Source organism: Streptomyces sp. NPDC017095, assembly GCF_044332325.1.
Classification (GTDB): domain Bacteria; phylum Actinomycetota; class Actinomycetes; order Streptomycetales; family Streptomycetaceae; genus Streptomyces.
Window position 1 is genome coordinate 283,229 of the sequence record NZ_JBIROU010000001.1, and the last position, 18,443, is coordinate 301,671.

The 18,443-nt window shown below is 74.9% G+C and carries 11 protein-coding genes; 6 read left to right on the plus strand and 5 right to left on the minus strand.

The annotated features are described in order from the left end of the window. Positions 1 to 225 precede the first annotated feature (225 nt). Both ACH4OA_RS01040 and ACH4OA_RS01045 read right to left on the minus strand, forming a co-directional pair. Complete coding sequence (locus tag ACH4OA_RS01040) at positions 226 to 1,581, minus strand: serine hydrolase domain-containing protein (RefSeq protein ID WP_397945483.1); 1,356 nt, start codon at positions 1,579 to 1,581, stop codon at positions 226 to 228. A 102-nt stretch (positions 1,582 to 1,683) separates the two neighbouring features. After that, positions 1,684 to 2,895, minus strand: a complete 1,212-nt coding sequence (locus tag ACH4OA_RS01045; protein WP_397966974.1) for a cytochrome P450 — start codon at positions 2,893 to 2,895, stop codon at positions 1,684 to 1,686. A gap of 1,349 nt (positions 2,896 to 4,244) precedes the next feature. Between ACH4OA_RS01045 and ACH4OA_RS01050 the strand changes: the two genes are divergently transcribed. Then, complete coding sequence (locus tag ACH4OA_RS01050; protein ID WP_397945485.1) at positions 4,245 to 6,395, plus strand: SpoIIE family protein phosphatase; 2,151 nt, start codon at positions 4,245 to 4,247, stop codon at positions 6,393 to 6,395. A 718-nt stretch (positions 6,396 to 7,113) separates the two neighbouring features. On the opposite strand, the gene ACH4OA_RS01055 is transcribed toward ACH4OA_RS01050, so the two are convergent. Next, a complete protein-coding gene (locus ACH4OA_RS01055) occupies positions 7,114 to 8,565 on the minus strand; it encodes a S1 family peptidase (RefSeq protein WP_397966976.1) in 1,452 nt (483 codons plus the stop codon). 754 nt (positions 8,566 to 9,319) lie between these two features. Here ACH4OA_RS01055 and ACH4OA_RS01060 point away from each other — a divergent pair. The 4 genes from ACH4OA_RS01060 (at position 9,320) to ACH4OA_RS01075 (ending at position 15,496) form a co-directional block, all read left to right on the plus strand. Beyond that, a complete protein-coding gene (locus ACH4OA_RS01060; protein WP_365872658.1) occupies positions 9,320 to 9,538 on the plus strand; it encodes a type A2 lantipeptide in 219 nt (72 codons plus the stop codon). Between the two features lie 102 nt (positions 9,539 to 9,640). Continuing rightward, positions 9,641 to 10,447: an HlyD family efflux transporter periplasmic adaptor subunit gene (locus ACH4OA_RS01065; RefSeq protein WP_397945487.1), complete on the plus strand. Its 807-nt coding sequence runs from the start codon at positions 9,641 to 9,643 to the stop codon at positions 10,445 to 10,447. Then, positions 10,444 to 12,678 carry an NHLP family bacteriocin export ABC transporter peptidase/permease/ATPase subunit gene (locus ACH4OA_RS01070; RefSeq protein ID WP_397966978.1) on the plus strand — a complete coding sequence of 745 codons (2,235 nt, stop codon included), beginning with the start codon at positions 10,444 to 10,446 and terminating at the stop codon, positions 12,676 to 12,678. The genes ACH4OA_RS01065 and ACH4OA_RS01070 overlap by 4 nt, the downstream gene beginning before the upstream one ends. Position 12,679: 1 nt before the next feature. Next, positions 12,680 to 15,496, plus strand: a complete 2,817-nt coding sequence (locus ACH4OA_RS01075) for an NHLP bacteriocin export ABC transporter permease/ATPase subunit (RefSeq protein ID WP_397966980.1) — start codon at positions 12,680 to 12,682, stop codon at positions 15,494 to 15,496. Here ACH4OA_RS01075 and ACH4OA_RS01080 read toward each other — a convergent pair. Then, positions 15,493 to 16,308: a ribonuclease BN gene (locus tag ACH4OA_RS01080; protein ID WP_397967363.1), complete on the minus strand. Its 816-nt coding sequence runs from the start codon at positions 16,306 to 16,308 to the stop codon at positions 15,493 to 15,495. The two genes, ACH4OA_RS01075 and ACH4OA_RS01080, sit on opposite strands and share 4 nt — an antisense overlap. 260 nt (positions 16,309 to 16,568) lie before the next feature. Between ACH4OA_RS01080 and ACH4OA_RS01085 the strand changes: the two genes are divergently transcribed. Continuing rightward, positions 16,569 to 17,615 carry a galactosyldiacylglycerol synthase gene (locus ACH4OA_RS01085; RefSeq protein WP_397967365.1) on the plus strand — a complete coding sequence of 349 codons (1,047 nt, stop codon included), beginning with the start codon at positions 16,569 to 16,571 and terminating at the stop codon, positions 17,613 to 17,615. A gap of 44 nt (positions 17,616 to 17,659) precedes the next feature. Here the strand turns inward: ACH4OA_RS01085 and ACH4OA_RS01090 are convergent, their stop codons facing one another. Continuing rightward, positions 17,660 to 18,436: a polysaccharide deacetylase family protein gene (locus ACH4OA_RS01090; RefSeq protein WP_397934986.1), complete on the minus strand. Its 777-nt coding sequence runs from the start codon at positions 18,434 to 18,436 to the stop codon at positions 17,660 to 17,662. Positions 18,437 to 18,443: the final 7 nt, after the last annotated feature.

Sequence of the window (18,443 nt, forward strand, 5' to 3'; positions counted from 1 at the left end):
GGGCCGGTGCGGCGACCGGCACGCGGGACCCGGCACCCGGAACCGCCCGGCCCGGCGGCCGCCGGCCGGCGTGCGGAGCCCGGTCACCGACCGGACCGGCGCCACCGGACCGGGGCGAACACGCCCGCCGCGCACCGGCACCCGGCACCTGGCACCCGGCACCGCCCAAGGCGGAGCGGCCCGGAACCGGACGGCCGGGAAAGCCCCCGTACCGGCGGCCCCGGCTCAGCCGTCGTCGGTGCGGCGTGCCGTGCGCCCGGAGATCTGCACCCGGTCGATCCGGCCGGTGGCGGGATCGCGGTGGAACCGTCCGCCGGGTTCGAGGTATCCGGTGGCCGGATCGCGCAGATCGCAGGACAGGTCGGCGTAGCAGACCAGCGGGAGGGGCAGGTCGCCGTCCACGGACAGGGCCGGCGTGCCGTCCGGTCCGGGCGCGATCCGATAGGCCGTGGTGCCGTTGCGGTAGGTGCCCGCGCAGCCGGCCGGGGCGGCGACGGGCCGGCCGCGGTCCGCGCTCTCCACGGCGGCCGGCACCCGGACGCCGGTCAGCCCGGCCAGTTCCTCGGTGAGGTCGCGCCAGAGGGCGGTGGCGCCGCCGGCGTTGCCGGTGAAGGCGACGACCACGCCGCTCTCCGGGTCGACCCGCAGGTGGCAGGAGGTGCCCTGGGCGTTGCCGTCGTGGCCGCACCAGACCCGGCCGTCCCGCTGGTACAGGGCGAGCCCGGGGCCCCAGCCGTCGGCCAGCGTGCCGGGGCGGGCGGCGGGATCGGGCCGGCGCATCTCCTTGACGACGGCGGGCGGCAGCAGGTCGGAGCGGCCGGTCAGCGCGTGGCCGAACGCGGTCAGGTCCAGGGCGCTCGCCAGCAGCGCGCCGGCCGGTGCCTCCAGCGGCGCGAGGTTCTGCCGGGCCGGACGGGCCTGTCCGGTCGCGGTGTTGACGGCGTGTCCGGCGGCCACGGGACGCGCCGGCGAGGGCTCGCCGACGAACGCGGGCCGGATGCCGAGGGGTTCGAGGAGCAGCGCCCCGGCCGCCTCGGGCCACGGCATGCCGGTGACCGTCTCCACCAGCCGGCCGGCGGCGACGTAGCCGGCGTTGGAGTAGGAGAAGTCGGTCCCGGGCGCGAAGAGCAGGTCGCGCTCGGTGCAGACGGCCGCGAGATAGCGGGCGGCGGTGGTCGTGGCGGCGGTGTCCGAGTCGGGGCCGGTGGGCAGTCCGCCGGTGTGCGTGAGCAGGTGACGAATCGTCACCTCGGGTATGCCGCTCAGTTCGGGGAGGTGGCCGGCGGCGGGTTCGTCCAGGTCCAGGTCGCCGTCGTCGGCCAGGAGCAGGACGAGCGCGGCGGTGAACGGCTTGGTGAGCGATCCCAGGGGGACCGCGGTGCCCGCGGCGCAGGGGGCGCCGGTCGTGACGTCGGCGGTGCCGGTGTGCACGGCGATCACGTCCGTGCCGGTGGCCAGGGCCAGTTGGGCGCCGGGGACCCGGTGGGTGCGGGCGAGGGCGTCGAGGCGGTCCTGCAGGTCCCGGTGTAACAGGGACGGCGGCCGGGATACGGCCGGAGCGGCGGGGATGGTGTACGGCATGAGCAGGGACTCCCGTTGGATGGGGCTCAGGTGCGGGTGTTCCGGTGCGGTCCGCGGACGAGCGGTGCGGGGACCGGCCGGAGGCGCTGCGGGCGCGGGGGGTTACGGTCTGCGGACCTCGACGGGCAGATGTCGTACGCCGACGATGACGGCCGGGTTCTGGTAGGCGATGTCCTCGCAGGAGGGGATCGCCACCATGCGGAATCGTTCATGCATCATGCGCAGGGCGATCCGGGCCTCCAGCCGGGCCAGCGGCGCGCCGAAACAGAAGTGGATGCCGTGCCCGAAGGTGAGATGGGGATTGGGGCTGCGGGTCACGTCGAGGAGGTCGGGCGCGGTGAAGCGGGCCGGATCCCGGTTGGCGGCACCCAGGTGCGCCATCAGCAGGGAGTCCTCCGGGATGGCGTGGCCGCCGAGGACCACGGGCCGGGTGACCCGGCGGCCCAGTTCGGGGAAGGGCGGCAGCCAGCGCAGCACCTCCTCGACGGCGGCCGGGATGCGCGCGGGGTCGGCGCGCAGCGCGGCGTCCGTGCCGGGGTGCCGGTCGAAGGTGACGACGGCGTTGCCGAGCAGCGCGGTCGTGGTGATGTGCCCGGCGACCAGCAGCAGCGCCACGAAGCCGACCATCTCCTGGTCTTCGAGGCGGACGCCGTCCACCTCGGCGGCGATGAGCCTGCTGGTGAGGTCGTCGCCGGGGGCGGCGCGGCGGGCGCGGATGTACTCCAGCATGTAGGCGTTCATCTCGCGCACGGTGGGTGCGATGGCGTCGAGCGCCCGCTCCAGGTCGGCCATGTCGGGCGCCTCGCCGAGCTGGTCGCCGCCGAACAGGACGCTCGCCCACTCCTGGAAGAGCGGGTGTTCCTCGGCGGGGATGCCGAGGAGTTCGGCGATCACGATGATCGGCAGCGGATAGGCCAGCGCGTCGACCAGGTCGAACCGGTCGCGGTCGGCGACGGCGTCCAGCAGCCGGGCGCAGACGGCCTCGATCCGGGGGCCGAGCCCCTGGACGACCCGCGGGGTGAACGCCTGGCTCACCAGGGTGCGCAGGGTGCGGTGCCGCGGCGGGTCCATGCCGACGAAGTTGCCCTGGGTGAAGGTCTCGAAGTCGGACTGGGTGGGAGCGAGGGCGGAGAGCTCCGAGGAGTACGCCGCCGGGTCGCCGAGCACGGTGGAGACGGTCTCGTGGTCCAGCGCCTGCCAGACGCCCTGTCTCTCGTCGTAGCGCACCGGACCGGTCTCGCGTAAGCGCCGCCAGCGGTCGGGTAACTCCTCCAACAGGAGGTGTCCGCCAGTTTCTTGGCTGCTGATCACCATGTCTCCTCGCTAACGGCTGGCGGGTGCGGGCACGAAGGGGTGCCCGCACGGGAGGTCGTGGACCGGGGCGGCCCGGACCGCGGGCGGTCCCGGGCACGGCTGTGCCTGTGCTGTTCCGGAAGATCGGACGGAGGGAGCGCGTGGCCCGCGCGGCCCTCCTCGTGCACGGCGGGCGGGTCAGCCGCCGTCGCCCGGACGCCGGAGCGCGCCGGACGTCCTCAACACACGCGGTACGGAACGCCGTACCCACGGTGCCGGACACCACGGCCGCGCGGCCGGCCGCGGCCCCGCGGCGAGCCCGGCCCTGTGACGCGCCAACCCGACATAACCCCATCCCCTCGGTGATACCTCCCGCGCGGCGAACGCACGGGACCCTCCCGGTTCCCGGACGGACGGCAGGGCCCCCAGCCCGGTCGTCCGAAACGAGGTGTGACAATACGCAGTCCTCGGGCGCGCCGCCTTGCGATTGGCACAATGCGCCCCTCAGGACACCTTCGTTTCGATGGAACTCGGCCACAGTCTTCACGGCGAGTCACGAGCAAGCAACCCCCAGGAGTTGAACGGAGAGTGCTGTGCCGGTGCTTTTGCGTCACCGTCCGGCTGATTCCGCTCCCTCCTGGCGCACGGGGGGAGCTCGACCGGAACAGTCGCCGACGCGTGTGCCCCGTCCTCCCGGACACAAACCGGCCGTGTACGAGAAAAGTCGCCGCCGAAGCGGCGTGCGGGCCGTCGTGGCGCCCTGGCCACTTCCGTGCGGTGCCGCCCGGAGCGCCGCGGCGGACCGGGCGGACCTTCCCTGAACTGGGGTGATGATCCGGCCATCGGACAGTCGGCAAACTGCACTCGAAAGAGTGAAGCGACACGCAGGGGACCGCACCGGCGCGGCCACGACACGCCCGAGGCGTTCCCCGCGGAGCCGTCCCGGTCCCCGCCCGGCCGGGCGTCCGAAAGCCGCCGACCGCCTTCCCTGTGTATGAATTCGGCCATCCTGGCGCGACCGGAGCGCACGCGTGACTTCGGAACACCACCCCCGCTCCTCCCGCACCGTCGCGCGCCCCGGCGCCGGGCGTGCCCGGGGCGAGCCGGAGCGGGCGCCACCGGCTCCGCGCCGGGTGCCGGCGCACGCGCCGTGGGTGCCCGCGCATGGATACGGCGGAAGGGGGTATGCGGAGGCATCCGCCGCGCGCGGACGGTGCCGAGGACCGGCGCGGACGGTGCGGAGGACCGGCGCGGACGGTGCGCGAAGACCCGCGCGGACGGTGGGCGGAAGACCCGCGCGGGCTCGCCGTGCGCCGGCCCGCGCGCCGGGGGAGTCTGGTGCCGGACGCGGTGCGCGGGCGCGGGAGGAGGTGGTCGGCGTGTCCGACAGACCGGGGCCGGAACCGGCGCCGGCGGCCGGCGTGACACCGGCCGCCCAGCCGGTGCTGTCGCTCGCGCTGGTCTCGATGATGCAGGAGGTGCGCGCCCACTCCGGTGCCGTGTACCTGCTCAAGGCCGGCGAGCCGGTCCTGGAGATGGCGGTGCACGCGGGCATGCCCCGGGCCTTCGCGGCGCCCTGGGAGCGGGTGGGACTGAACGCGCCGCTCCCGGTGGCGGACGCGGTGCGCGAGCGGCGTGTGGTGTGGGTCGCGGGCGAGGAGGAGATGGCCCGGCGCTATCCGCGGGTCGCCGTGGTGCTGCCGTACCCGTTCGCGCTGGCCGCCGTCCCCGTGGCGACCGAGCGGCAGGTGTACGGCGCGGTGTTCGTGACCTGGCCCGGCGGGCATCCGAAGGAGCTGTCCGGCGCGGAGCGCGACCATCTCTCGGCGGCCTGCGAACGGCTGGCCCTGCGGCTGGAGCGGTCCGCGCGGGAGGGCCGCCCGCCCGGCCGCGAGGACGACGTGCTGTCGGCAGCGGTCTCGGGCACGGCGGACACCCTGGGCTCGGTCGAGGCGGCCCGGCTGGTGTCCCGGCTGCCGTACGGGCTGATGTCGCTGGATCTGCACGGCCGGATCGGTTTCCTGAACGCGGCCGCCGCCGAGCTGCTCGGCCGGCCGGCCCGGGAGCTGCTGGACACGCCCTTGTGGGCGTCGGTGCCCTGGCTGAACGACCCGATGTACGAGGACCGTTACCGGGCGGCGCTGCTCAGCCAGCAGGCGACGTCGTTCGTGGCGCTGCGCCCGCCCGGGGACTGGCTGTCGTTCCGGCTGTACCCCAGCACGACCGGGCTGAGCGTACGGGTCAGCCGGGCCCGCGAGGTGGCCGAGATGGCGCGCGGCACCCCGCGCACGGACCCGGCCCCGACCCGGCTGGTGACGATCTCCCAGGTGCTGAACCTGGCGGGCGCGCTGACCGAGGCGGTGGGCGTGCGCGACGTGGTGCAGTTGGTCTGGGAGGAGGTGGTCCCGGCCGTCGGCGGCCAGGCGGTGGTGATCCTCGGCTCGCAGGGCGGGCGGCTGCACGTGCTCGGGCACCGCGGTTACCGGGACCCGCACATCGTGGAGCGGTTCGACGGGCTGCCGCTGGCCGAGCGGACCCCGGGCACCCAGGCGCTCAGCACCGGAGTGCCGGCGTTCTTCGACTCCCAGGACCACCTGGAGCGGGTGTACCCGAACCGGCACGAGACACCGGACGGCTTCGCGGCCTGGGCGTATCTGCCGCTGATCGCGTCCGGCCGGCCGGTCGGCACCTGTGTGCTGGCGTACGCCGAGCCGCACCCGTTCCCCGCCGCCGAGCGTGCGGTGCTGACCTCGCTCGGCGGGCTGATCGCGCAGGCGCTGGACCGGGCCCGGCTCTACGACACGAAGCACCGGTTGGCGCACGGCCTCCAGCAGGCGCTGCTGCCGCGCTCGCTGGCCGCGCTGCCCGGCATCGAGGCGGCGGCCCGCTATCTGCCCGCCACCGACGGCATGGAGATCGGCGGCGACTTCTACGACCTGGTGCCGACCCGGCCGCAGGCGGCGGCGGTGATCGGCGATGTGCAGGGCCACAACGTGACCGCGGCGGGGCTGATGGGCCAGATCCGCACCGGTGTCCGGGCCTACACCATGGTGGGACAGGCGCCGCACGAGGTGATCGGCAGCACCAACCGGCTGCTGATCGACCTCGACGCCGAGCTGTTCGCCAGTTGTCTGTATCTGCGGCTGGACCCGGTGCACGGGCGGGCTGTCATGGCGCGGGCGGGCCATCCGCCGCCGCTGCTGCGCCGGCCGGACGGGCGGGTGCGGGTGCTGGACCTGGCCGGGGGGCCGCTCCTCGGGATCGACGCGGCGGCCGTGTACCCGACGACGGAGGTGTCCCTGGCGCCCGGTTCGGTGCTCGTCCTGTACACCGACGGTCTGGTGGAGTCCCCCGGCGTCGACATCGAGGACGCGCTGGCGGACCTCGGCGGGCTGCTCGCGGAGGTCGGTGACCGGCCGCTGGAGGACCTGGCGGACGAGGTGGTGCGGCATAGCGCGGCGGCGCGGGAGCGGGCGGACGACGTGGCGGTGCTGCTGCTGCGGGCACGCGACGACGGCTGAGCGCCGTGGCGAAGACCCGGCCCTCCCGCCGGAGGGCCGGGCCCCACCCCGCCGACTGGAACCGAGGGGGGCCGGCGGGGGGTATAGAGAGGGGAACCGGCCGAACGGGTGCGCGTCCGGCTCCCACGGACAGCGACCACGCCCGGACCGATCGGCCGGCACGGAATCGCTCGGCAGGCACCGGTCCGCTCGGTCGGTGACCGGACCGCTCGGCCGACGCGGGACCGCGACCGGACCGCTCAGCCGACGCCGGTCCGCGACCGGACTGTTCGGTCGACACCGGCCTGCGACCGGACCGCACGGTCGACACCGATCCGCGACCCGATCGCCCGGGCGACACCGATCCGCGACCGGACCGCTCAGCCGACACCAGTCCACGACCGGACCGTTCGGCCGGCACCGATCCGCGACCCGATCGCCCGGGCGACACCGATCCGCGACCGGACCGCTCAGCCGACACCAGTCCACGACCGGACCGTTCGGCCGGCACCGGTCCGCGCCCCGATCTCCCGGCCGACGCAGGCCCGCGACCCGATCGCCCGGCCGGCACCGATCCGCGACCGGACCGCTCAGCCGACGCCGCCCCGCGACCCGATCGCCCGGCCGAGACCGGTCCGCGACCGGGCCGTTCGGTCGGCACCGGCTCGCTCGGTCAGCGACCAGTCCATTCGATCGGCGCCGCTCCGCGTCCAGACCGCCCGGTCCGTGACCGGACCGCTCAGCGCGTGTCGGTCACCGGCGACGAGCCGTCGTCCGCCATCCCGGCCCCGGACTGGTCACCGGTCGGGTCGGAACCGCCCGGGTGGGCAGCCGACGGATCGGAACCGGAGGGGTCGGAGCCAGAGGGGTCAGAGCCCGAGGGGTCGGAGCCGGTCGGGTCGGACGGCTCGGCGCCTCCGCCGATCTGGTCACCACCGGCCCCGGCCTCGTCACCGGCACCCGCAGCCGCACCGTCACCCGCGCCCGCACCCGCACCGCCGTTGCCGCCACCACCCCCGCCCCCTCCCCCGTCCCCGAGCGTCGCGCCCGTGGCCTGGAGTGCGGTGGTGACCGGCTGGAAGAAGGTCTCGCCGCCGCTCGTGCAGTCGCCGCTGCCGCCGGAGGTCAGGCCGAGGGCACTGCCGTCCTGGGTGAACAGGGAGCCGCCGCTGTCGCCGGGCTCGGCGCAGACGTCGGTCTGGATCAGGCCGGTGACGGTGTCGACGCCGTTCGGGTCCGTCTCGCTCTGGAAGTTGACGGTGGCGTCGAGCCCGGTGACCTGGCCGTCGTGCAGCCCGGTGGTGGAGCCCATCCGGAAGACGGTCTGGCCGACGGTGGCGTCCGCGGCCTGGTTGATCCGTACCGTCCGCCCGCCGCCCACGGCGACCTCGCTGGGCGCCTGGGTGCCGGCGTCGTCGTACTTGACGAGGGAGAAGTCGCCCTGGCCGGGGAAGGTGGCCTGGTCGACGGTGGCGAGGGGCCGCCCGGTCTGGGAGTCGGACCACTTCTCGGCGGCGACCCCGCAGTGACCGGCCGTCAGGAAGGCGGGGCTGCCGTCGGCGGCGGTGACGTTGAAGCCGAGGGAGCAGCGGACGCCGCCGCCTTGCACCTGGGAGAAGATGGCGTCGCCGCCGGAGAGGTACGTCTTGAACGTGCCGGAGGACTTCTTCAGGGTGGCCATGCCGGGGCCGAGGCCGCGCACGGTGGTCCGCAGCCGGTCCCACCGCGCGCCGGTGACGGTGCTGTCGGCGGTGACGACGACCTTGTCGGTGCGCGGGTCGACGGCCCAGGAGGTGCCGGGGATGGTCGCCTCGGCCTTCAGGGTCCGGGCGGCGGCCCGCAGTTCGGCGGTGCCGTGGTCCACCCGGCGGACGACCGCGCCCGCCTGCTGCGCCCGGACGACATCGCCATCGCTGCCGGCGACGACGTTGACGACGAGTTGCCGCCTGCCATCGTCGTAGTACGACCCGGCGAAGGCGTCGCCGAGGATCTGCCGCACCCGGGTGGCGAGACCCGAGGCGTCCGCGGCCTTCAGGGTCTTCGCGGTGCCGGTGACGGCCGACGCCTGGTCCGTGCCCCGGGGGTCCTGGGACGCGTGGGCGTGGGGCAGCAGGAGGGCCGCGGCGCCGAGCGCCGCGACACCGCCCGCCGCTATCGCGGCCTTGCGCTTCGGCCTGCGCTGGTGACTCAACCTTCTCGACCTCCTGGGAACGGGGGCTGCCGCTCGCGGACAGTGCGTGGAGCGGGGTGGGTGTGCGGCGCCTGGATGGCCTTAGGTACGCGCCGGCCGCGCGGTGCGTTCAGTTCCGCTTCCGAACGGCGGTGCGGACACGACGAATCGGCCACGCAGCGCGAACGCGGGACTCGGCCCGGAGCGCGGACGCTGCGAATCGGCCACGCAGCGCGGACGCGAGGAAACAGCCACACCTCACGGACCCCGGACCGGCGCGGACATCCCGGCCGAGACGGTCCGCTCGACCACACCGGTCAGACACGTTCAGCGACTGATCGATAACGCTCGGTTCCAGACGTGAAGCGGAATACCCCCTTCAGGGAATCTGCACATCGATTACCCAGGCACCGCACGGGCGCCCGGCTATCTGCACATCCGCGCGTCCCGTGTGGCGCCATTGGCGAGGAGTGCCGGTTTCGCGTTCCGGCGGACCGGGCGCCGGGTGCGGCGATGCCGTGCGGCGTGTGAAGGAGTCGCCGACAAGCCGTGCGCAGCCCTGCACGGTTCACGCCCGTCACGAGCCAAGTGCGCAGGTGAGAGCACTGGTTGAGTGGAAGCGCGCGCCGCGTGCGTGCTTTGATCCATCGCACCGCAGGGGTCGGCGGGCCGCCCGGAGAGGGTGGCCCGGTGCCCGCGGTCGCGGCCGTCCGTCTGTCCCCCAGAGGGGGCCGCTCCCCCCTTGTGAAATACCCATACGAAGGGAAGTTCCATCATGAACTCCACCCCCCAGGTCGAGACCGTCGAGATCTCGGACGCCGAGCTGGACAACGTCTCCGGCGGTCTGTCCGTGAACACCCTCAACAGCACCCTCGGCACCGTGAACGAGATCGCCCCGGGCGTGACCGGTCTGGTCAACACGGTCGTCGGCACCGTCGAGGGTGTCACCGGCCTGAACACCGCCCCGGTCACCGGCCTGGTCGCCGGTCTCTGACCGCACCCCGGTGTCACCGAAGTCCCGGAGCCGTCCCTCGGCTCCGGGACTCTCGGACGTGTTGAACCCTCCTGCGTCTCTCCCCCAGGTGAGGGAAGTTCCGTGCAGTTCCGCCAACAGGCCCTCGCCAGGCAGCAGTCGCCGGAGGAGCTGGACCTCCCGGTGCGGCTCGCCCGCCCGCAGGGCCGGCTCGCCCTCGGCGTCGCCGTCGTCGTCATGGCCGCCGCCTCCGTGTGGGCGGTGACCGGCTCGGTCGCCTCCACGGTGAGCGCACCCGCCATCCTCACCCACGGACAGGGCAGTTACCTGCTCCAGAGCCCGGTGGCCGGACAGGTGACGGCCGTCCTCGCCCGGCAGGGCGAACGGCTGCCCGCCGGCGCCCCGGTCCTCAAGGTCCGTACGGGCGACGGCGAGACGGTCGTGCGGACCGTCGCCGCGGGCCAGGTGACCACGCTCGCCGCGACCATCGGCCAGATCATCCGGACCGGCACCGACGTGGCCGCGGTCGAGAAGACCGCGCACGCCTCCGACCCGCTGTACGCGACCGTGTACGTGCCCGCCGAGGAGGCCGCCGCCATCCCGGCGCACGCCCCGGTCGACCTGACCGTCTCCTCCGTGCCGGCGGAGCGCTACGGCGTCCTGCGCGGCGAGGTGAAGTCGGTGGACCGCGTCGCGCAGTCCGCGCAGTCGATCGCCGCGTTCCTCGGCGACAGTCAGCTCGGCCGGCAGTTCACCCGCGACGGCCGCCCGGTGGCCGTCCTGGTGGAACTGCGCACGTCGCCGTCCACGAAGAGCGGTTACCAGTGGTCGACCGCCGGCGGCCCGCCCTTCCGGCTCGGCTCCATGACCCTCGCCACCGGCTCCGTCCGGCTCGCCGACCAGCGTCCCGTCGATTGGCTGCTCCCGTGACCGTACAGACCGGTGGCCCCCGGCCCGCCCGGGGCCGCAGACGCGCGGCCCCCACCGGCCGGCCGGCCCCCGCCTCCCGCGCCGGCACGGTCCGCACGCCCACCGTGCTCCAGATGGAGGCCGTCGAGTGCGGCGCCGCCTCCCTCGCGATGGTCCTCGGCCACTACGGCCGGCACGTCCCGCTGGAGGAGCTGCGCATCGCCTGCGGTGTCTCCCGGGACGGCTCCCGCGCCTCCAACCTGCTGAAGGCGGCCCGCGGTTACGGCCTGACGGCCAAGGGCATGCAGATGGACCTGGCCGCGCTCGCCGAGGTGCGGGCCCCGGCCATCCTGTTCTGGGAGTTCAACCACTACGTCGTCTACGACGGCATGGGCCGCCGCTTCGGCCGGCGCGGGGTGTACGTCAACGACCCGGCCAAGGGCCGCCGTTTCGTGCCGATGGAGGAGTTCGACGGCAGCTTCACCGGGGTCGTGCTGGTGCTGGAGCCCGGCGCGGACTTCACCCGGGGCGGGCGCAGGCCCGGCGTGCTGGGCGCGCTGCCGGCCCGGCTGCGCGGCACCGCGGGCGCCCTGCCGGCGGCGGTGCTGGCCAGTCTGCTGCTGGTCGCGGTCGGCGCGGCCGTGCCCGCGCTCAGCCGCACCTACATCGACATGTTCCTCATCGGCGGACAGACCTCGCTGCTCGGCGTGCTGTTCACCTCGATGGCCGGCTGCGTGCTGCTCACGCTGGTGCTGACCTGGCTGCAGCAGGCCAACCTGCTGCACGGCCGGATCATCTCCTCCACCCTGTCCAGCGCCCGATTCCTGCGCCATCTGCTGCGGCTGCCGGTGACGTTCTTCGCCCAGCGCTCCCCCGCCGACCTGGTCCAGCGGCTGCAGTCCAACGACCAGGTCGCCGAGACCCTGGCCCGCGATCTCGCGGCGGCCGGCGTGGACGCCGTCGTGGTCGTGCTGTACGCGGTGCTGCTCTACACCTACGACCCGCAGCTGACCTTCCTCGGCATCGCCGTGGCCCTGCTGAACGTGGTGGCCATGCGGCTCGTCGTACGGCTGCGCGCCACCCGCACGGCGAAGCTGCGGGCCGACACCGCCCGGCTCACCAACACCTCTTACACCGGCCTGCAGCTCATCGAGACGCTGAAGGCGACCGGCGGCGAGGACGGTTACTTCCGCAAGTGGGCCGGGCAGCACGCCGCCACCCTGGAGGAGCAGCAGCGGCTCGGCGTGCCCAGCGCCTGGCTGGGCGTGGTCGCGCCGGCGCTCGCCACCTTCAACAGCGCGCTCATCCTGTGGATCGGCGGGCTGCGCGCGGTGGAGGGGCAGATCTCGGTCGGTCTGCTGGTCGCGTTCCAGGCGCTGGTCACCCGGTTCACCGCGCCGCTGACCCGGCTCAACGGCGTGGCGGGCCGCATCCAGGACTTCGCGGCCGACGTGGCCCGGCTGAAGGACGTGGAGAACTTCCAGACCGACCCGCTCTACGACCGCCCCGGCGGCGCCGGCTCCGTGCGCAGGCTGCGCGGGCACGTGGAGCTGGAGAACGTCACGTTCGGCTACAGCCCGCTGGACCGGCCGCTGCTGAGCGGCTTCGACCTGACCGTCGGCCCCGGGCAGCAGGTGGCGCTGGTCGGCGGTTCCGGCAGCGGCAAGTCGACGGTCTCCCGGCTCATCTCCGGTCTGTACACGCCGTGGGACGGGGTGATCCGCATCGACGGCCGCCGGCTGGAGGACATCCCGCGCGGGGCGCTCGCCGCCTCGGTCTCCTTCGTCGACCAGGACGTCTTCCTGTTCGAGGGCTCGGTACGCGACAACGTGGCGCTGTGGGACCCCTCGATCCCGGACGAGGCCGTGGTGGAGGCGCTGAAGGACGCGGCGCTGTACGACGTGGTGATGCGCCGGCCCGGCGGCGTGCACAGCGAGGTCGAGCAGGACGGCCGGAACTTCTCCGGCGGCCAGCGCCAGCGGCTGGAGATCGCGCGGGCGCTGGTGCGCCGGCCGAGCATCCTGGTGCTGGACGAGGTGACCAGCGCGCTGGACGCGGAGACCGAGCAGGTGGTGATGGACAACCTGCGCCGGCGCGGCTGCGCCTGTGTGGTGATCGCGCACCGGCTGAGCACGGTTCGCGACAGCGACGAGATCGTCGTCCTCCAGCACGGCACGGTCGTGGAGCGCGGGCGGCACGAGGAGCTGGTGGCACGCGGCGGCGCGTACGCGGCGCTGGTCAGGGAGCGGTGAGATGACGACCGTCGGTGAGGGCGACCTGGTACTGGGCGCCCTGGGATCGCTGGGGACGCGGCTGGACTGCGCCGGGCTCGGCCGGCTGGACCTCGAAGGGCCGCAGGTGCTGTGGCTGGTGGCGGCCGGCGCGCTGGACCTGTTCGCGGTGGACGCCGCCCAGCAGGGCCACTGGCACCACCTGGGCCGGCTGGAGGCGGGCACGCTGCTGCTCGGCCCGGTCGCCGGGCCCCAGCACACCCTGGTGGCCCGGCCGGTCCGGGACTGCGTGGTGCACCGCGTCGCCCTGCGCGAGCTGTACCAGCCGGCCGGCACCCAGACGTGGTCGTACGACGAGTACGGCAACCCGCAGTACGTGCCGCCCGCCTCCAGCCCGCTGGAGTACGCGGTCGCGCTCGGCCTGGGCCGGGGCCTGTCCGTGCTGTTCCAGGCGCCGCAGGCGGAGGACCGCGGCGCCGCGCCCGCCGACGACGACGTGTTCTGGATGCAGGTCCCGCCGGGCAGCGTGCAGTACGGCTCGCTGTACGGCGCGGAGGCCGCCGCCGACCTGCTGATGGACCCGGCGTTGTGGCAGACCGTGGTGGACCAGCAGTACCGGCTGCTGACCACGCTGGACCGGTGGATCGAACAGCTGGAGGAGGCGCACGAGACCCGGGCGGCCGCCGGGATCAGGGCCGGGGAGGCGGTGCGCGCGCAGGCCGACCGGACCCTGCTGGCCGCGATCGGCAAGCGCTCGGCCCGCCGGCTGACGGCCGCCGACGCGGACGCCACGTACGCGGCCTGCCGCATCGTCGCCGAGGCGGCCGGGATCACGCTCGCCGAGCCCGCGCGCGGCGGCAGTGAGAGCGAGCGGCTGGACCCGGTCGAGCGGATCGCGCTGGCCTCCCGGGTGCGCACCCGGGCCGTCCGCCTGGACGGGCGCTGGTGGCGGGAGAACACGGGCCCGCTGGTCGGCCACCGGGCGCTGTCCGGGGCGCCGGTGGCGCTGCTGTGGCGGCGCGGCGGCTATGTCGCCGTCCACCCTGGCACCGGCCGCCGGACCCCGGTGGACAAGGCGAACGCGGCGGAGTTCGAGCCGCGCGCGGTGATGTTCTACCGGCCGCTGCCCGACCGGCCGCTCACCCCGCTCGGGCTGCTGCGGTTCAGTCTGCGCGGCAGCCGCGCCGATCTGCTGAACCTGCTGCTCGCGGGCCTGGTGACGGTGGCGATCGGCGCGCTGGTGCCGATCGCCACCGGCAAGGTGCTCGGCGAGTACGTGCCGAAGGCGCAGGAGGGCCTGATCGCCCGGGTGTGCCTGGCGGTGATGATCGGCGGGGTGGTCGCGGCGGCGTTCACGCTGCTGGAGAACCTGTCGATCCTGCGGCTCGAGGGCCGGATCGAGGCGGCGCTGCAACCGGCCGTCTGGGACCGGCTGCTGAGGCTGCCCACCCGGTTCTTCACCCGGCGTTCGACCGGGGAGCTGGCCAGTGCGGCGATGGGGGTCAGCGCGATGCGCCGGCTGCTGGCGGGCGTCGGCCCGGTGGTCGCGCAGTCGGTGACCGTCGGCGCGATGAACCTGGGGCTGCTGCTGTACTACAGCGTGCCGCTGGCGTGCGCGGCGCTCGGGATGCTCCTCGTCGTCGCGGCGCTGTTCGGCGGGCTCGGGCTGTGGCAGGTGCGCTGGCAGCGGCGGCTGGTGGTGCTCGGCAACAAGCTCAACAACCAGGCGTTCCAGACGCTGCGCGGGCTGCCCAAGCTGCGGGTGGCGGCGGCCGAGAACTACGCCTACGCGGCCTGGGCTCGGCAGTTCGCGCGCAGCCGGGAACTCCAGCAGAAGGCCGGCCGCATCAAGAACCTGACCACGGTGCTGGGCGCGGTCTACCTGCCCGTGTGCACCCTGGTGATGTTCATGCTGCTGGCGGGGCCGGCCGAGGGCTCGATGTCGGCGGCGGACTTCCTCGCCTTCAACACCTCGGTGACCATGCTGCTGACCTCGGTCACCCAGCTCACCGGCGCGTTCGTGTCGGCGGTGGCGGCGCTGCCGCTGTTCGAGGAGATCAGGCCGGTGCTGCGGGCCACGCCCGAGGTCCGCGCCGCGAGCACCCGGCCCGGCCCGCTGTCGGGCGCCCTGGAGGCCCGCCGGCTGTCGTTCCGGTACGCCGACGACGGCCCGCTCGTCCTGGACGACGTGTCCTTCGCCGTACGCCCGGGCGAGTTCGTGGCGGTCGTCGGCCCGAGCGGCTGCGGCAAGTCCACGCTGCTGCGGCTGCTCATCGGCTTCGACCGGCCGGTGTCCGGCAGCGTCCTGTACGACGGGCAGGACCTGGCGGCACTCGACCAGTCCGCGGTGCGCCGCCAGTGCGGGGTGGTCCTCCAGCACGCGCAGCCGTTCAGCGGCTCGATCATGGATGTCATCTGCGGCGCCGAGCCGTACACCGCCGAGGAGGTGATGGCGGCGGCCGAGCTGGCGGGGCTCGCGGAGGACATCCAGCGGATGCCGATGGGGCTGCACACGATCGTCGCGGGCAACGGGGCGGTCTCCGGCGGTCAGCGGCAGCGGCTGATGATCGCCCAGGCGCTGATCCGGCGGCCTCGGATCCTCTTCTTCGACGAGGCGACCAGCGCCCTGGACAACGACACCCAGCGGGTCGTCATCGACAGCACCCGCAAGCTGAACGCCACGCGCGTGGTGATCGCCCACCGGCTGTCGACCGTCCTGGACGCCGACCGGGTGATCGTGATGGAGGACGGCAAGGTCGTCCAGCAGGGCCCCCCGGCCGAACTCCTCGCGGACACGACGGGCCGGCTGCACGAACTGGTACGCCGGCAGCTCGCCTAGGACGTCTCGTCGGTGCCGTCCGTCCACTCCTGCGGGTGATGCGAGGGCATCCAGTGGTGCTCGGTGAACCAGCGGCCGAACAGGGCGCCGCCGTAGATGACGAACCCGACGCCGATCAGCCAGGACTCGACGACCAGGACGGTGCCGACGGCGCCGTAGCTCAGCGCGTTGGTGACGATGAGCGGGGTGAAGACGAGGTAGGAGAAGGCCCGCAGCCCGACCAGGCCGATGACCGTGGCCACCGCGCCCGGCAGCAGCGCGCGCCAGCGGACCTGCCCGCCGAGCAGGAAGCGCTGCCCCCACCAGAAGAACAGCACCCCGCTCACCGCCGACAGGGTGATGCGGTGAGCGCCGTGCAGGGTCGTCTTCGTCGCCACCTCCTGGTACAGGTACGCGGTCAGCACCACCAGCCAGGTGGCCTGCCGCCACACCCGGTGCCAGGGGCCGGCCGCCAGGCCCCAGATCCGTTCGTAGGCGTTCTGCACGCTGCCGCCGAAGGCCACCCCGAACACGGCGAGCAGGACGGCGCTCCAGACGCTGGTGGTGCCGATGACCTTGCGGGGCGCGCTGATCACGTCGGTGACCACGTGCGCGGACCGGCCGGACAGCCCCATGCCGTCGGTGAGCCAGGAGGCGAAGCCGCCGCGCACCAGGGGGTCGGCGGCGGCGACCACGATGAGCAGCGGTGCCAGCGTCACCAGGGCCAGCGTGGCGAAGCCCATGGCCCGGTGCATCAGCTCCAGCTCCCGCCCGTGCTCGAACAGGGCCCGGATCCGCAGCCACTGCCACGCGCGGTGCAGGCCGTGCCGCAACCGCCTCACGGCTCCTCCCGTGCTCGCCAGCCCCACACCCTTCGTCGTACCGGTTCCTCCAGCGTGGCACGCGGCGGGCGGCTCGCAGCCGCAGGGCGGGCACCGGGGCGCCGCGTGCCGCGCACGGGCGGCCGGCCGGGTGACCCGGCCGGCCGAGGCGCCGTTTGGGCGGCGCGCCGGCGGAGAAACGTCCATGCGTGCGCAGCAGCGACCCTCGGACGCCGGACGGCCCGCGGCGGATCCTGATCGTGAGCGCGAGCATGGGGGCCGGGCACGACACCGTGGCCGCCGAACTCGCGCGGCGGGCCGTGGCCCGGGGACAGGAGGCCGAGGTGGCCGACGTGCTCCGGCTGCTGCCGTACGGCCTGGGCACGGGCCTGCGCCGCGGCTACCAGGCGTCGGTGCGGCACCTGCCGTGGCTGTACGCCGGGGTCTACGGCGCGTTCCTGCGCGAGGGGCGCGGTCCGCGGCCCAGCGGGGTGCCGCTGGCCCGGCTGGCCGGGGACCGGCTGACGGAGCTGGTGGACCGGCTGGACGCCGACGTGGTGGTGTCCGTCTTCCACCTGGCCGCCCAGCTGACCGGGCATCTGCGGGCGCACGGCGGACTGCGGGTGCCGAGCGCGGTGTTCCTGCTGGACTTCGCGGTGCACCGGCAGTGGCTGCACCCGGGCAACGACCGGTACCTGTGCCTGACGGAGCCGGCGGCGCGGCGGGTGCGCGCGGCGCTCGCCGTGCCCGCGGTCACGACCGGGCCGGTGGTTCCGCCCGCCTTCCGCGGGCCGGCCCCGACAGCGGCGCGGTGGCGGGAGCGGTTCGCCGCGCGGGCGCCCGGCCGGCCCGCGGTGCTGCTGTCCGCCGGTGCCTGGGGCGCGGCGGCGCGGCCGGCCGCCACCGCCCGGCTGCTGGCGGCGGCCGGCTGGCTGCCGGTGGTGCTGTGCGGCCGCAACGAGCGGCTGCGCGCCCGGGTGTCCCGGGAGCCGGCCGCGCTGGCCCTGGGCTGGGTCGACGACATGCCCGGCCTGCTGGCCGCGGCGTACGCCCTGGTGGACAACGCGGCCGGGCAGACGGCCGTCCAGGCGCTCGCCGCGGGCCTGCCGGTGATCGGTCACCGCCCGCTGCCCGGCCACGGCGCGGACGGCGTGCGCCGGATGGCCGGCCTCGGTCTGTCCGCGCTCGCCCCGGACGGTCCCGCGCTGCTCACCGCCCTGGACGCGCTCGCGGAGGGCGGCCGGGAACGCGCGGCCCGGGTGACCCGGGGACACGCGCTGTTCCGGGCGGACCCGATGGACCACCTGGCCCGCCCCTGACCCGGCGTACCACCCTCAGGACGTGCGCCGGAAGGCCGGTGCCCTCAGCCGGGCGGCCGTTCGCCGGGGACGGGTGCGGCGGGCGGTGCCGGGTCCACGTGGTGTGCGCCGAGCGGGCCCACCGTCAGGCCGGCCTCGCGGCAGTCCCGGACGAGGGCCGGCAGCGCGCCGAGCGCGGCCCGCCAGCAGCCGGGCGCCCCACAGCGGTCGGAGTCGTGCAGCAGGACGGTGCCGCCGCCGCGCAGGTCGGCGGCGATCCGCGCCCGTACCGACGCCGGCGTGGCGGCGGCCGTCCAGTCCCGGCCCCACGCCGACCACAGCACGGTCCGCAGCCCGGCCCGCCGGGCGGCCCGCCAGCGGCCGGCGGTGAGGATGCCGTAGGGCGGGCGGTACCAGCGCGGGCGCCGCCCGGTGAGGTCGTGCACCACGCGGACGGCGCGTGCGACCTCCTCGGCGTCGCGGGCGGGCGCGGGCCGCCAGGGCCGGGTGTGCCGCCAGCCGTGCACGCCCAGCTCGTGCCCGCGCCGCACGGTCTCGCGGACCACGCCGGGATGGCGTACGGCGTGCTCGCCGAGCACGAAGAAGGTGGCGCGCACCCCGAGCGCGTCCAGCGCGTCCAGGAAGCGCGGGGTGGACTCCGGGTCGGGTCCGTCGTCGAAGGTGAGCGCGATGTGCCGGGGATGGCCGGTGCCGGCGAACCCGGGGAAGAGCAGCGGCCGTACGCCCGGCAGCCAGGTGGCCGCCGGGACGATGTGGACCGCCGCGGCGGCCGGCAGCACGGCGGCGGCCGTCCGCCAGGAGCGGCCGGACAGGACGGGCATCGGTGAC